Annotated in this window: 15 protein-coding genes; 5 read left to right on the top strand and 10 right to left on the bottom strand. The window is 38.7% G+C overall.

What is annotated here, in order from left to right:
• On the bottom strand, positions 1-344 hold a 344-nt coding region (locus tag ACI3E1_RS07720), incomplete at its 3' end, for a hypothetical protein (protein WP_405025080.1).
• Positions 345-1,015: 671 nt separating this feature from the next.
• On the opposite strand from ACI3E1_RS07720, the gene ACI3E1_RS07715 reads away from it, so the two are divergent.
• Positions 1,016-2,503 carry a replication-relaxation family protein gene (locus ACI3E1_RS07715; protein WP_405025079.1) on the top strand — a complete coding sequence of 496 codons (1,488 nt, stop codon included), beginning with the start codon at positions 1,016-1,018 and terminating at the stop codon, positions 2,501-2,503.
• Between the two features lie 97 nt (positions 2,504-2,600).
• The gene (locus ACI3E1_RS07710) at positions 2,601-3,302 is read left to right on the top strand and encodes a hypothetical protein (protein WP_405025078.1); all 702 of its coding nucleotides are present in this window, start codon (positions 2,601-2,603) and stop codon (positions 3,300-3,302) included.
• Positions 3,303-3,573: 271 nt separating this feature from the next.
• Here ACI3E1_RS07710 and ACI3E1_RS07705 read toward each other — a convergent pair whose 3' ends face one another.
• The 6 genes from ACI3E1_RS07705 to ACI3E1_RS07680 all read right to left on the bottom strand — a co-directional run bounded on the left by ACI3E1_RS07705 (position 3,574) and on the right by ACI3E1_RS07680 (position 9,375).
• Positions 3,574-3,807, bottom strand: coding sequence for a hypothetical protein (locus ACI3E1_RS07705; protein ID WP_405025077.1), 234 nt, complete (start codon positions 3,805-3,807; stop codon positions 3,574-3,576).
• A gap of 246 nt (positions 3,808-4,053) precedes the next feature.
• A complete protein-coding gene (locus tag ACI3E1_RS07700) occupies positions 4,054-4,491 on the bottom strand; it encodes a hypothetical protein (RefSeq protein WP_405025076.1) in 438 nt (145 codons plus the stop codon).
• Between the two features lie 76 nt (positions 4,492-4,567).
• The gene (locus tag ACI3E1_RS07695) at positions 4,568-6,970 is read right to left on the bottom strand and encodes a KxYKxGKxW signal peptide domain-containing protein (RefSeq protein WP_405025075.1); all 2,403 of its coding nucleotides are present in this window, start codon (positions 6,968-6,970) and stop codon (positions 4,568-4,570) included.
• Between the two features lie 146 nt (positions 6,971-7,116).
• Positions 7,117-8,328: a hypothetical protein gene (locus ACI3E1_RS07690; protein WP_405025074.1), complete on the bottom strand. Its 1,212-nt coding sequence runs from the start codon at positions 8,326-8,328 to the stop codon at positions 7,117-7,119.
• A gap of 458 nt (positions 8,329-8,786) precedes the next feature.
• Entirely contained in the window at positions 8,787-9,116 is a 330-nt protein-coding gene (locus tag ACI3E1_RS07685; protein WP_405025073.1) for a type II toxin-antitoxin system PemK/MazF family toxin, read from the bottom strand.
• Positions 9,109-9,375: an AbrB/MazE/SpoVT family DNA-binding domain-containing protein gene (locus ACI3E1_RS07680; protein WP_405025072.1), complete on the bottom strand. Its 267-nt coding sequence runs from the start codon at positions 9,373-9,375 to the stop codon at positions 9,109-9,111. The genes ACI3E1_RS07685 and ACI3E1_RS07680 overlap by 8 nt, the downstream gene beginning before the upstream one ends.
• Positions 9,376-10,204: 829 nt before the next feature.
• On the opposite strand from ACI3E1_RS07680, the gene ACI3E1_RS07675 reads away from it, so the two are divergent.
• The 3 genes from ACI3E1_RS07675 (at position 10,205) to ACI3E1_RS07665 (ending at position 12,323) form a co-directional block, all read left to right on the top strand.
• A complete protein-coding gene (locus tag ACI3E1_RS07675) occupies positions 10,205-10,573 on the top strand; it encodes a hypothetical protein (RefSeq protein ID WP_405025071.1) in 369 nt (122 codons plus the stop codon).
• Positions 10,574-10,743: 170 nt separating this feature from the next.
• A complete protein-coding gene (locus ACI3E1_RS07670) occupies positions 10,744-12,165 on the top strand; it encodes a hypothetical protein (protein ID WP_405025070.1) in 1,422 nt (473 codons plus the stop codon).
• Positions 12,162-12,323, top strand: coding sequence for a hypothetical protein (locus ACI3E1_RS07665; protein ID WP_405025069.1), 162 nt, complete (start codon positions 12,162-12,164; stop codon positions 12,321-12,323). Before ACI3E1_RS07670 ends, ACI3E1_RS07665 begins: the two co-directional genes overlap by 4 nt.
• A 564-nt stretch (positions 12,324-12,887) precedes the next feature.
• Here ACI3E1_RS07665 and ACI3E1_RS07660 read toward each other — a convergent pair.
• The 3 genes from ACI3E1_RS07660 to ACI3E1_RS07650 form a co-directional block, all read right to left on the bottom strand.
• Positions 12,888-13,775 (bottom strand): hypothetical protein, encoded by an 888-nt coding sequence (locus tag ACI3E1_RS07660; protein ID WP_405025068.1) that lies wholly within the window; start codon positions 13,773-13,775, stop codon positions 12,888-12,890.
• A 127-nt stretch (positions 13,776-13,902) separates the two neighbouring features.
• Positions 13,903-14,436: a hypothetical protein gene (locus tag ACI3E1_RS07655; protein WP_405025067.1), complete on the bottom strand. Its 534-nt coding sequence runs from the start codon at positions 14,434-14,436 to the stop codon at positions 13,903-13,905.
• Between the two features lie 134 nt (positions 14,437-14,570).
• Positions 14,571-14,735 carry an LPXTG cell wall anchor domain-containing protein gene (locus ACI3E1_RS07650; RefSeq protein WP_405025081.1) on the bottom strand — a complete coding sequence of 55 codons (165 nt, stop codon included), beginning with the start codon at positions 14,733-14,735 and terminating at the stop codon, positions 14,571-14,573.
• Between the last annotated feature and the right edge of the window lie 2 nt (positions 14,736-14,737).

Here is a 14,737-nt window from a genome sequence, read left to right as displayed (position 1 = left end):
TTATTGTTAACTGACACTGGATCGAATTCATTAACAACATCCTTATCAAAGCCCCAAGCGGGCGTAGAACTTCCAGTTTCAGCATTAACAAGTTTTGCATTCCCGGGTTCTTCCCCGCCTTCACCAACATAAGTCGCCTGTTGTTGTGGTGTGCTGCTTAAAACAAAATTATCTTGTTTTGGTGATAGAGCCGAATGACTAACTGTACTACTATTTAGCGTACTACCATTTACTACACTACTACTTAAAGTACTTGGCGTTTGAGCTGCTAAACTAATTACTGGATTAACTAGCAAGGGAGCCAGTAAGCCAACGACACTACTAGCAATAGTTCTTTTATCCAAACATATCAACTTCCTTCATAGTGACACTCTTATAAGTTCCTAGGTTATTCTAACACTCCCACGAATTCCATGGAGTTAATTTGATCAAAAAACAGACGCCTTAGTTCCTCTCTTGAATTCCGTGGAGTGTCCATTTACTGCTTCAATTTCAATAACGGGATATATTCGTTTTACTTCCAAGAGTCCCTCGGAGGTTCTCATTTAATTAGAAATAACACTTTATAGTTTCCACGGAGAACCTATCACTTCCTAAAATTCTACAACTAAGCCATTAACATCGACTATTCAATAGAATCATCGCAACCTATATCATACAAAAGAACTTCCGCCACGCTGTTTATATATCAATTACCTTCTTAACTCCTTAGACTCGCTTCAAACACAATATTATTGTTAAAAAGAAATATACTTTTGAGCCCTAGAACGTCCGATTACATATTTCTTATTATATTGAATTTACAGTACATACTAGATTTTTTATAATTAAAAAGAAGGAGCGACAAGTAGAAGTTTATGGGTAGAACTTTTAACCATATGATTTTAGGGGTGCTAAAGTCTCACCACTCTTGCGTTCGCAGCTGATTCTGAAAAAGCCTAATAACGGTATTCTCTAACAGTGCGAAACAGACTACTTTTACCCCCTCAAAAATTAATTAGTCTGGTGATATATCATGACAAAAAAACAACAGCGGATTACCTGTACTCGTCCACACACGCAGAGTACCTTTGTCTTATCTAGGACTCAACTTCAATTATTACAATTAACCGCCATCTTTGGGTTCTTAACAGCTCAGCAAATTGACCGTCTTTATCAAATCCTAACGCTTAATGATAAGGGCTTTTCTTCCTCTACTCTCGCCCGATGGTCTGCACCCCGGAAAGGTCTTCTAACTAGCAAAACTAAAGCACATCATAATATGTATACCCTAACCACATGGATGCAACAATGGCTCATTGATCAAGCGTTACTAACTCCACAGATGATTGGTTTGCGGAGCCGTAACATTCATAACCTGTTATTAAATGAAGCAGTTATTAATGGCCTTTTTATGACCTATCAAGATATTCATTCCACTCCGCAGAAGTCCCACGACTTCTTCACAGGTTTTGGCATGATTGCCTACCAACATGCCTTATTAACTCCCACGGGTACTAAGGACGCTATTTTGCAAAAGGAGGTAGCGTTTCTCACTGCTCCCCTAGAGGAAAGTCTAAAAGTAACCAATTACATTCCTAAGTGGCTACACGGGCTTGACCTTCGAACATTTAATTCTCAGATTAATCGTTCTTTTCAGGATAACTTACAAGCAGATTTCCGTCCTGATGCTTTACTTTCACGCTCACAGGACCATCTACGCATATACGTGGAACTCGATAATCGAACAGAAACCAATTACGTTCTAGTAGATAAGTTTGCCAACTATATTGAGTATGCACAAACTCATCCGACAGAGCAGGTTAACTTACTGATGATTTTTAATGATGGTAGTGTTCGCAATACGGGTATCACCAAGTACCGTCCGCCAATAACTAAAATTACCGCGCTAATGCGTGCCTCGATTGTTCAACAAATGCATGACCAACAAACCCCCATTTTCCTTGCTTATGAACATACAAAGAATCTTCGCATTTTTTTATCACCGTTAAAGGATAGTTGGGTGGATTTTCGTGACCTCTTATTGGCACAACCATTACGATCAATGTGTCACGCTACAATCACTAACTGGGGAAAACACTTTAACCAGCAGCTTAAATTAGCAATCGGGGCTAATCATCCCACCAGACGCTACCAGCTGTATACTTACCCCGCCCAATTCATCCAACCTAATACCACACGACGAGGGCCAGTAATGCGGATGATCCTTGGACAAGAACACCTACTTGACACGATGATTACTTTCAAGATGGCTGAGCAACATCAACAAAAACATCCAGTAATTGTTATTTATCCGCAACGCGTTCAAACCGTTAATGCCGTGCTTGATAGCAAAGCAGTTAATTACTACTTGGAATCCTTAGTAGAATACATGTTTACCGTTCCCGCCTTCATTCAAGTTAATCCCAATTACTCGTGGCAACAACCAACAGTGAAGGTTCTTAGTAGTTCTCGTTCAACGGAGGCACATGCTGTCCCAATTAGTACAAAACAATTTTCCTAGTGATTTACAGAAAATCACTCCAATACGCCTAACATTTATTTTGGTAGAATAAGGATGAATAGTTATTATTACGCTTAATAGGACTTGAGGAGACACCATGGCACGAAAAACAGCCACTAGATTCAAACAAGAGGTTCAACACTTAGTTGGCGATGAATACTCTGTATTAGAGCCTTACTGTGGAGTCAAACACAAATTAAAGTTCCGGCATAATCAATGTGGCCATGTTTGGCGCGTTCGTCCTGATGCTTTCCTCCGTGGTAGTCGGTGTCCCGTTTGCGCACGTAAACAACGAATTCAAGCTAATACTTTAACTAACGCACAATTTATTAACCGTGTTAAAGAGAAAACACATAATCGCTATACGATCCTTGAGCCGTACATTAATCATCGGACTAAAATCAAAATACAGTGTAATCAATGTGGCTATATTTGGAAAATCTTACCCAACAACCTATTAAGTGGAGAAGGCTGCCCACGATGTAATTTAGAACATCAGAGAAAGCTTAGGGCAAAACCAGATGCCTTATTTCGGCAAGAAATTAACGAACTGGTTGGGGATGAATACACCGTTCTCACCAAATATAAAAATGAATATACTAAGATTCAAGTACGCCATAACATTTGCGGAACAATTTATCTAACAACACCACACATGTTTCTACGAGGTTATCGGTGCCCGTACTGCCGTTTGAGAGGAACTGTATGGAACAATATTATCTATACAAAAAAAGAGGGCTGGCGAACTCCCTCAACACCATATCCTAAGCAATATCGCCATGCAAATCAAAGTGATTAGTTTAGTGCTCAGCATCATCCCGAGGAATTAAAGGTGTTAGTTGCGCCTTCCCACATTAGATGAACATGTTATACTAAGTGTACAGCAAGCTTTTAGGCTTTCTCCATGCAATCAACTTGAACCCAAATGCGATTGCATTTCTGTCCTAACCCAGAATAAGCTTGCTTACCGCCACGATACATATTGATTGTGGCGGTTTTTTATAACCCTTTTTAAATATAAAAGCTACATTCTTCCTAATTAACATTGACGTATACCAGATTATGCAAATCTAGTGATTATTCTCAACCCCAATATTTGCTAATCTCTTATCCCAATTTGACCTTATTTTTGCCAATTCTTCTTGACGATTCTTAGGAATATTACCATGAATTCTATCCATAAAATCATCATAATGATCCTTTTCAAAGTAAATGACTGATTCCCTATGTTCATTGAACGAATCAAATCTCGATAAAAAGCCACAACTTAGCTTAGGAGAACTTACAGTTTTTTTAATATTCATAAACACCATCCCCTTACACATTAGTCCCCAACTGATTTGCTAACTGGAGCCAACCAAAGCACTCACACTACTTAACCTCCTTGATTAAGTTTCGTGTCGTTAGACTATTATTATAGAAAAAGCGTTAATTTAATTCGATTATATTATTGAGAATACAAAAGTACAAAAAACGCCACCTAAAAATAGGCGGCGCGCTTTCTTTATCAACAAGATTCAACAAAAAGATAAATTTAGCCAAAATTCATTTTAATTGAACGAAAACAGTTGTTCTCGCACTTTAGATTCAAATAATTGATTCACAGCATTACGTAACCACTCTATAACTAATTGTGACGATGGATTCTTCTTTGGATTATTGAGAAACTGCTCAGGAATATCCTGTAATAAGTTCACATCACCATTTTCAAACATCTTACGTGCTCCCTTTAAAAAGCCGACTACAGAAGCACGAACTACCCCATAGCGAAAAACGAAGACACGTAATATATTCGCAGCAAACCGAAAATTACCCTCTCTAATAGCAAAGAAAAATTCTTTCCCAAAAGAACCAGTTGTCCAACACAAAAATCGAATTCCTATCAAAAAATTCACATCAAATTTATGGCTCCGTAAGTCCCAATAAAAATCAACGGCACGACCTATATAAGTCAACAATAAAGCCATTATTAATGAAAACCATGCCATTATAAACTCACCTTTTCTTTCTACAATTCTACTTCCCCAGTTGATTATAATTTTAAAGCCACTTCTTATTTCTGAATCATAGTTGCACTGCAATATTATTCGTTGTCACTTCTGTAGGCGTTATATCGCGAGTAGTTGGTGTCCCGGAGGATGATATTGTCTGTTCCCCATTTTGGTGATTTGTTATGATAGTAGACTGATCTTGAATTCCCGTCAATGAGGAAGTTCCAGTAGTTACAGTTCCTGTAGTGGCATTTGTGTTAATCAAAGCCGTTAAACTCGCCGTAATGCTTGGATAAGAAATAAACGTCTGGTTAATCTGATCAGCTAGTCCAGTCGTAGTTCCTAACTGATTAGCTAACTGAATTTTTACTTTCCAAGCTTGAATGTTAAGCGGTTCAAGAGTAATCGCCTGGTTAATTATCTGATCAGCTGTTTGTGGATCAGTTGAAGCAATCGCTTCTGCATCAAATACCTTAGCAAATGCCATACTCATCTTATTTTGGTCCTGATCAACGGCATTAGCCGCCTTCATTAACGGGATGAAAGTATTATGGCCATTTGTTTGATCCCACGAACGAATTGCGTAACCTAACGTCCACGTATGTTGTGCATTTTCATAAACATAACAACAGTGTCCCGGTTGGCCAACAGCGTATGCTGGCACCCCAAATGCTTGGGCTAAGATTGCGCTGAAGTTAGAAATCGCGCCACAAACACCACCGTATTCCATTACCTTCGAAATATCCGGGTTTGGACCATAAAAGCCTTTATGGAACACACTCCCGTATATATCATGTTCCGTATACTTAATGAGACTATATCCCTTCCGAATATTCTCCCGGTTATCCAGATATGGATATTTGGTACGAATCTCGTTTTGCAACCACGTTAAGTCATCATTAGTTATCCGTGCATTAACAATATCACGCATTTCGCGCACCCCGTACTCGGAAAAGTCCGGCATTAAAATTCCCTGTTGATAGGCATTCGCATACAATTCATACCGTGCAACCGGATCAATCGCTGTTTGCTGTAGCCATGCAATTACACCATGAGTAAATTCAAGGGAAACGGCCACCGCAATTTTCAAATCAGTTCCTTGATGAGAAGCGCTATCCCTTGCCCAAATTTGTGCCCAAATCAACAAGGCCTGATACTCGTCATTCTGGTTTAACTGATTATCGAAGTGATAGGCAGACATTTTATTTTCCGGCTTATTAGCAGCATATCCGCCCGTTAAGTAAGCATTCAGGGCCGCATCATCACTCTCCAACCACTGCATAAATGCTGGATCCTGTTGCGTCAACTTAGCCAGGTTATCCGTTCCTAACCGCCGCTGAAGTTCAGCCAAGTATCCCTGATGATCCGTTGCTGTTGGCACAAAGGCGTTCTCAATGCCGGCTCGTTCAATCACAAGGTTAGAATGTGCACCAAATGTAATCCCAGCGTCCTTGCCGGTAACATCATTAGTTAAACTTAAAGCAGCGTTTTGCGGATTATCAAAAACAATGTGATCCCCATACTGGAAGGCGGTCGTAAACGGCTGTGTATCTGCCTGCTTAATTACCTGAACGCCATCATGATTGACCACCGTAATGGTGACTCCTTGCCCAATTGTTCCCGTTATTGGTTGATAAACAAGTTGTTTAGCACCTACCTCAACATTAAGTTGACCCACAACGTGTCCCTGTTGATCCTTAATTATTACGGTACTATCATCCGCATTTAATTCGCGCAATGTTCCATCGGCTTCAACCTCAAACGTATTACCAGTCAGATCATTAGTAGTCTCATCCCACTGAACGCTCCGCTCATCAGGCACTGAGAGCGTGCCATTATTCATTTGATTAATGACAATCCGGTCACCAGGCTGGATGTTAAACGTGCGTGCCTTAGTAGTATTTACCTGCGTTGACTGCTTCGGCAAAATTTGGCGCCCCCACGGATTTAAGATTTGTGTGGAACCAATTAAATTACCCGTATGGTCATAGATATTTACTGTATCCCGTCCCTTTTTAAAAACATACGGTCCTGGTTGCCACCGTGAAGTTACTGTTAATTGTTGTCCGTTCGCATTTACGGCAATGTTACCGTATTGTTGTCCTGGAATCTCCGCATCATGTTTCAGGGTAATCGGGCCGGTTAAATTAATTCCTCGTTGATTATCTTGCCAGGAAGTTTGTTGAACCTGAGGTTGTTGTTTATTGACTGAATTTCCCGTTGACTGAACCACCGGCTGTGCTTGGGGCTGAGTAGTTTTTACGGCTTGCCCTTTACCGTTCGCATTCTGAACACTCCCAATCGGGTTATCTGCACTATTGGTAACCTTTGTTGATGTTGTCGTTGTGTTTCCTTGGGTTGTCGTGTCTGCGAAAGCTGCCGTTGTTCCCAGTGTAATCGCTGCAACGGTGACGATTCCTGCAACTAACCAATGTTTACCGGCTTTATACATTTTATAGTGCTGCTTAATTTCCAATTAACTTTACCTCTGATCTATGAATTTATTATCCCGGTTGGTTAATAACTAACCGGATGCTCCCCTAAAAACAAATCCCTGCCTAGTAGCAACTAGACAAGGGTTTAATTTCATTAGGATGTTTTCAAAACTAGCTAATTACAACGCTAATCCCAGTCATTGTTGTAGTCCGGGTTACTTGAAGTATTGGCATTGCCCCCATTACTGCTCGTTGAGCTACTTGGATTATCATTCCCTGGATTCCCGTAAGGATCATCCGTTGGATTATCGCTTGGATTATTATTTCCCGAATTGTCATAAGGATCATCATATGGATTGTCATTCCCTGAGTTACCATATGGATCACTATCTCCCGGATTATTGCTTCCCGGGGTCGTCTCCGAACTATTATATGCCGACTCAATACCCTGAGTTGGCCACGGCAATTGTCCACTTTCTAATTGACAAGTAAACTGATTCTTGGGAATTTGATGATTAATCTGAACCCGGAATGCTAGTAAATACTCTTTGCCTTCTGGTGTTTCGACATAGAAGTAGTGCAGATTCTGTTGTGGGTCTACCGGGAAAACGTTAGCCATATCAACGTGAATTGCCCGGTTGTTTGCCGTTGTTTGAATAATATTGTCCGCTTCAACGCAATCAAAGTTACCCGAAACTGCTACATCTAGCACCGCAACCGGGTGCATCTGATCCGCTTGAACATGGGGATGTTTCTTGTTTTCATATGCTTGTTCAGTAGCTTTAACTTCGCTATCGCTCACATTAGCTTGCGGATTTTCTGGATGAAATGGCACGATATGGGGCGCATTCTCGACAGTATCAATCTTTAATTTAAATTTGATAATCTGGCCATTCCCCGTCTGAATCTTGAAAACCTTAATAGCTCCATATGGTGTCCGGGTAATCCCCACTTTGAGGATCTTAGCTTTAGGATCCTTCTGCGCTAAGAAGTATTCTAACCATGACATTGCATTAAAAGCGGCTGGATCCATCACCCCAACTTCATAAGCATTAGGCCCAATCTGTAACGGTTTAGTACATGGTTGATTAGGATCTCCATTCCAGGTGTTTGATTGGCCATTAGATGCCGTTGGCCCGGTTAATGGCTTATTCTGATCCATATGAGCACGTGGATCATTGCTAGTTGATGAGCTAGGATTACCAGCATTAGGATTACCTGGCTGATTGCCATCAGTTGGAGTCGTAGTAGGATTATTAATTCCAGAACCATCACTAAGTGCTATCGAACGAGTAATTTGGTGATTTGACACTTGATCAGCCTTAACGCCGACAATTCCCGCTACCAGCACTGCACCGCAAACCAACGATGAAACTAATAGCGTTTTACTTTTCCCCATAACAAACAAACTTCCTTTTTAAATATTTGTTTAGCATAATATAACGACTAAACAATTAAATTATACCAAGGTATTATCTGATTAAAAACAAAAAATTAATTATTTCTTTAATTAAATATAATAATTATTTCAAATTCGCACAACGTCATTAACAATCAATCATCCATAACTGTTGTAATGAAATTATCTTTGTAGCCATTAGCAAAAAGGCGTTGCTCGATAATCAGCATTGTTAATATGCGATTACTGGAAGGATATATTATGGCTAGTTATATATACCGTTATGTAATTAATTATATACAATATTATATAATCATATGATGTAATGCCGATTAAGCAAAAGCATCACGACAAAAGAAATTTACAAATTAAATTAAACAAGCCCAAAACTAAAATAAGCCGGGCTGTTAACAGCCCGGCTTGCTAGTTTAAGAGGTTTAATACCATCTTTACGGTACCTACCTATTTTTAATGAACTCGAATAAATTAATCGTATCATTCGTGGTCAATTTTCCTAACGGTGATTTCTTAAACACAATTCTTTGTGGTAACGTATATGTTCGATGAGTATCAACATAAGATTGGCGCCTTAACCCCGCTTGTTGCCACTCTTGAATTGGATAGTAATACCGCTTTATTCGCTCAGATTTTGACTGATACTTTGACGTAATTTTAAAAACCGTTACGTCATCCCGCCCCACCGAAACAACTAATGCTGGGCGATACTTTACTTGATTACGATCCTCGTAAGGAACTTCCGCCAAGTAGATTTCCATTGGACTACTCATTTTCTTTCATCCATTCATCAAAATACGGTGCCTTAGCCGCATCGTAATGCCCTTCTCGATCAAACTCAACCTTTTCATTTGGAATACTTTTAATCAACTCATCCCAGTTTAAACTTGAAGGAACCTTTTTTATCGTAATGCCATCATTGGTTACCGTAAATGAAAGCTTGGTTCCCGTCGTAATATTCTGCGCTTTACGAATTGCAGCCGGAATTACAACTTGTCCCTTTTGTGACACTTTCGCTGTCATCATTTTCATTTGTATTGTCTCCCTTTACTTACTACATCTTACCTCTTACGTTAAGAATAACACAGTCACAGGACCATCGCAAACACTCACTCCTTAGACTTCTAAGGAGTAGATTCACTCCAGTTTTACAGTCGCTTAGCCCTACTCCTAAGTTTTCTAAGGAGTAACTATTTCTCCCTTTCATAATGCCTTCATACCTTTCTCTTTAGAACTCCAAAGAACATACAATACACTTGGCCCGAAATCGTTTTATGCCGGTAACGAGTACCAAACTCAGCAATATTCATCTTGTAACGCTTCTTTATGATAAATAACTTATCAAACTGCAAGAGAACTCCTATTGAAAATGATTCTTTATCTTCCTAGAAAGAAACCATGCGGCTGATAACTAACATCCGGGTTATTAACAGCATTATATATGTGATTATATAATTAATTATATAATGCAACTTGATATATTAAGCCATCACTTTTGTAATGCTGTATTCGTCAATTAAGTATCATAATCAACCCTTCACGACAAATAATTTGCTAAACTACAAATGACGAACTTTGATAATAACGAATGAGTTTGCTAGTTCAAGAAGTTTTTATATTTTTTTAGTATAAACAAGTTCAATGCATTCAAACGAAGAAAGGTATTTAAAGTATGAGAAGAATAATATTAACTCTAAACAAAACTTGGAATAACCTCCATAAATTCATGTATGATCACATGATATGCACTTATTCTTTTGTTTTTATCTCCCTATTCCTTACCTCCCTTGTAGACTATTACTCCTTTTCTATCTACGGCATTATCTCTTGGAGTTTTTACATCATAGGTGCCTTTCTAGCCATGGTATTAACCTATTTAGGATACCGTAATAAAGCAAAAGGGCTACAAACTTTACTTGCTGTAATGACTGCCCTTTTTTTCACATTGGCATGTTTATCGTTTGTTAAAGTACTCATTTATTATTTATTCCCAAAATCTATAGTAAAATTTTTCTGGCCTGAATTCAGCAGCGCTTTTTCTGTTGTCCTTAGTGCTTTTATATCAATAGAAATAACTAGAATTAATAATTCAAACTACTATGAGAAAAACAAACAAGAGGGTTCTCATGCACACTACCTTTACTCTATTTATTATCCTTCAGGTACTGTCGTTCATATCCTGCGATCTAATGAAAAACTAATAGATCTTATCGAAGAAAAGAGTAGATAATAGTTAAAACAAGCACTCCATTGATTTCACTGGAGTGCTTGTTTTCCTGTTTTATAAGCGTTCTCTCTCCTACTCTTAGGTTTTCTAAGGGGAGCTTTGCATTCTCTCGCAAACCTGATATGATTATGTACTGCGAACATCCGTTCGTAAATTGGGAAGGTGAGAATGATATGAAGCGGACATACATTGCAATCGACCTAAAGTCATTTTATGCCAGTGTCGAGTGCCGGACCCGGGGATATGATCCCCTTGTAACTAATTTAGTTGTAGCGGATGAATCACGGACGGATAAGACCATATGCCTAGCTGTCTCCCCAGCGCTTAAAAGTTTTGGGATTCCTGGACGTCCTCGTTTGGGTGAAGTTAAACGCGCTGTCCATGCCTTTAATAATCAGCGTAAACAACGGATCCTAGGAAAGCAGATTAAGTACTACTCCATCTACCAACCAGAGATCCAGCACAATCCGGCCATGGGGTTAGACTTTATTGTGGCGCCACCCCGGATGAATCTCTACGAAGATGTGAGTGCCCAAATTTACGGCATCTACTTGCAGTTTATCGCTCCCGAAGACATTCACGTCTACTCCATTGACGAAGCCTTCATGGACGTAACAGGATACCTGCAGTTATATCAGTGTACTGCGCAGGAACTAGCAGAACGGATGATTAATGCTATTTTTAAAGCTACGGGAATTACTGCCACGGTAGGAATTGGCCCGAACCTCTATTTGGCCAAAATTGCCATGGATATAATTGCCAAGCACATCACACCCACCGAAAATGGAATGAAGGTGGCCACCCTAACCGTTGACCAGTACCGGGAAAGGTTATGGGAGCACCAACCCCTAACGGACTTCTGGCAAATCGGGCATGGCTACGCGCATCGGCTTAATCAGTTAGGACTGCATACCATGGGCGAAGTCGCCGCCTGTTCTGTGGGAACACTCGACCAGAAATATAACGCTGACCTCCTCTACCGGACGTTTGGCATTAAGGCAGAATTATTAATCGACCATGCTTGGGGCATGGAACCTTTAACCATTCAGGATATTAAAAATTACCGTCCCGAACATCAAAGTCTCTCGGTCGGTCAGGTATTACCCCGACCATATACGTTTGCCGAAGGGTTAACGATTATTAACGAAATGAGCGCGGAACTTGCCTTACGTTTAACCAAACACCGTCAAGGAACTAAGCAAATCACCCTCAGTGTTCGTTACGATAAAAAAACGCCCGAACCTCGGTTACACACAACGGTTAACCTCCCACAACGGACTAACTTAACGACGGTTATTCAACGAGCCTTGCGATCCGCTTATTGCGACCAAGTTAACTCGCATTGTTTAATTCGGAAGATTGGCCTTGCAGCCATTGATGTTCACGACCACTTTACCCAGGAATTTAAATACCTACAAACTAGTTTGTTTGAACGAACAACGCCACACCGCTACCGCAAGGAAGAACAGTTGCAGCGAACTACCCTCGATATTCATAATCGTTTCGGGAAAAATGCTTTACTTACAGCTGAGGACTTAGCACCCCACGCCCGCACGCAAGAACGCAATCAACAGATTGGAGGACACCACGCATGATATACAACCAAGCCACACTAATTAACGCTGACTATCAATCCCACCTTCGCTACCCCCGAATGCCTAAAGAAAAACGGGCAGCAATCTTTTTACCATACGCAGCGCTAAATGGATTTGAGGAAAAAATTCAATGCGTGTTAAAACAGCACGGTAATTAAAATAAATAAAAATCATGAGTGGCTGCCCAATAAGTATGTATACTAGCATTAAAAATTACATTTTTTCAAAAAACACACAAATGTAACACTTTAACCGCATATCTCATGATATACTAGATGGCGCTGTCGAATAGCACTGTGCTAAGGATACTATTCAATAGCGCCACCTAAAATGTTAATGAAGAAAGTCACGTACAAAGGAAATGCATACCGTGACTCTACGAGTAGAGTATCACCCTTAGGTTCATTATTCTAATCAAGTTTTAGAACAGTTTCACAAAGTAACATTCGTTAAAAGGCACTAGATTTATATTCTAGTGCCTTTTATCATAACAATTTTACTCTGGTGATCTTATTTTTTGGAATAGAATACGATAACACATAAACATTATGCTTTTAACAACAATAATGTGGTACAGAAGAAATTAATTAACTTCACCCGTTATTCCACTAAATATTCCTTACGATGCGCTACAATCTTTGCTCCGTTTACCACTTTAAGTGGGTTTAAAGAAAAGATTCAAGCTATTGCCACTAAACAATGCCCATAGTATATAGCAAAGACTAATCAACTAACCAGCTATAAATCAGCTTATATAGCCAGTTTACAATAAACATAAAAAGCCGTACACCTGATCCTATAAGCATTATTATAATAATTGATAGTGCAACATTTAGCGCATCATTAAGGATACTTATAAAAATATTTGTGAAATAAAATTCTTTCCCACTAATACATGGGAAATATCCCCACTTGAAAAAGCCAAAATGTATGTATTCACACATAAAACGAAATATCGTCGTCGGAAATATCATAAAGTCTATTAAATTACAGATCTGTTTCCTGAATTTATATAAATTGTAATTCTCTTTTCTAATATCTTTCGTTTTTTTTAACCTATTCCAGGATCTTAGATTTTTAGGATCAATACTAAATTTAATTAGTTTCATTAGAAAAATGATAACCAATACGGCCAAGATTACGTTTCCACTTAGCTTTTTCATTACTTCAGCCACGCAAGCAAGGATACTACATATAATTAAAAATATTGAAGCTATCTTAATCCCTTTTTCAGAGGCATCAGTCGCAATAATTATTATGTTAATAGCCCAAAATATTAATGAAAGAAGCATGGATAAAGTTAGAAAATTTGCTCCTATAATCCCATAAACAGAATTATTAACGTATAAACAATCAATACAACACCAAAATGTCAACAGTATCACTGTAAACAATACCCTATATATCCAAACCATCCGAGAACCGTCATTTTTCCTATAATCGCGCATTAGATAATCTTGATACAATAAATTAAGTATGACTTGCATCCCTAACCATCCAATCATATTCTCTATACTTTTTGAAATTAAACATAATATCCAAAGAGCTAAGAATATTAATTCCAGTAATAAACGCCACCAGTGCACTGCTGAACTATTGTGCTCTTCCATATTTTACTCACCTTTTTTACAAAATACTTATATAGTATCCTAATTTATACTGTTAAACGCTAAACATAAAAAATAACTATCCAATAAGTTTGGTCGCTTCAGATAGTTATTATAGTTTATTACATCATTATTCCCGAGTCGTCCACCAAACATACAGCAGAAACAAAATGCTTAAAATTGCAATTCCTCCTAGAATATCAGAGAAAAGCACCTGAGCCATTAAAATTATTTTCCAGAGAGCAGACGAACGATAAGGAAATGGCCATAATTTCTGAAGCCAAAATGCGCGGGGTACAAAACGAAATGGTATAAACAAATACTTAATTAGGTAGGTAAGCCTAATTGTCGCTAAGAAACCAACTACTAACAATAATATAGCAATAATTAGAAACCAGATTATATGCTTCTTCTCTTTCTTAATAGCCTCACTAATTTGTTCATCAGATTTTACCACTTGATAAACAAATAGAAATGTCCAAATTCCCACATTTAACGCATCATATATAAAGTATGCTTCATTATTTACAAATACATCTTGGAATGCTTGCAAACAAGATATTAATAATATATAGACCCAACTTATTTTAAGTGTTGTGGATGGTATCACTTTATTCAACAATACGATAAATGAATTCATTAATTGGTGATCTTGATTTTTCATTTTAAATTCACTCTTTCATCTTATTTTCTTCATTGTAGCGCATATACAAATTACGAAATATAAAAAAGCAAACAAAAATTCCACTACTCAATCTCTTGAATAATGGAATTCGTTGTTTATTTAGTTAACCGCACTTATGCTTCACACTTCTTCTTAAGCGCTAAGAGCGCAGCACCTGCTAATAAGGTACCTCCGATAGCCCACCAGTCATTGTGCTGACTGTCACCCGTATCCGGTAACTGGTTACCCTGCTGCTGGTGGTGCTGCGGGGTAACACCTGCCGGTGTTGCCGGATGAATCG

The sequence above is a fragment of the Ligilactobacillus sp. LYQ139 genome (assembly GCF_045033025.1).
Classification (GTDB): domain Bacteria; phylum Bacillota; class Bacilli; order Lactobacillales; family Lactobacillaceae; genus Ligilactobacillus.
Note: the sequence above shows the minus strand (reverse complement) of the source record. Positions and strands in the feature narration are given on the sequence as shown.

What these genes read in the sequence shown, in the direction of transcription:
- ACI3E1_RS07715 (WP_405025079.1), top strand. Translation starts at nt 1,016, where the DNA reads ATGACAAAAAAACAACAGCGGATTACCTGTACTCGTCCACACACGCAG.
- ACI3E1_RS07710 (WP_405025078.1), top strand. Translation starts at nt 2,601, where the DNA reads ATGGCACGAAAAACAGCCACTAGATTCAAACAAGAGGTTCAACACTTA.
- ACI3E1_RS07705 (WP_405025077.1), bottom strand. Translation starts at nt 3,807, where the DNA reads ATGAATATTAAAAAAACTGTAAGTTCTCCTAAGCTAAGTTGTGGCTTT.
- ACI3E1_RS07700 (WP_405025076.1), bottom strand. Translation starts at nt 4,491, where the DNA reads ATGGCATGGTTTTCATTAATAATGGCTTTATTGTTGACTTATATAGGT.
- ACI3E1_RS07690 (WP_405025074.1), bottom strand. Translation starts at nt 8,328, where the DNA reads ATGGGGAAAAGTAAAACGCTATTAGTTTCATCGTTGGTTTGCGGTGCA.
- ACI3E1_RS07685 (WP_405025073.1), bottom strand. Translation starts at nt 9,116, where the DNA reads ATGAGTAGTCCAATGGAAATCTACTTGGCGGAAGTTCCTTACGAGGAT.
- ACI3E1_RS07680 (WP_405025072.1), bottom strand. Translation starts at nt 9,375, where the DNA reads ATGAAAATGATGACAGCGAAAGTGTCACAAAAGGGACAAGTTGTAATT.
- ACI3E1_RS07675 (WP_405025071.1), top strand. Translation starts at nt 10,205, where the DNA reads ATGGTATTAACCTATTTAGGATACCGTAATAAAGCAAAAGGGCTACAA.
- ACI3E1_RS07670 (WP_405025070.1), top strand. Translation starts at nt 10,744, where the DNA reads ATGAAGCGGACATACATTGCAATCGACCTAAAGTCATTTTATGCCAGT.
- ACI3E1_RS07665 (WP_405025069.1), top strand. Translation starts at nt 12,162, where the DNA reads ATGATATACAACCAAGCCACACTAATTAACGCTGACTATCAATCCCAC.
- ACI3E1_RS07660 (WP_405025068.1), bottom strand. Translation starts at nt 13,775, where the DNA reads ATGGAAGAGCACAATAGTTCAGCAGTGCACTGGTGGCGTTTATTACTG.
- ACI3E1_RS07655 (WP_405025067.1), bottom strand. Translation starts at nt 14,436, where the DNA reads ATGAAAAATCAAGATCACCAATTAATGAATTCATTTATCGTATTGTTG.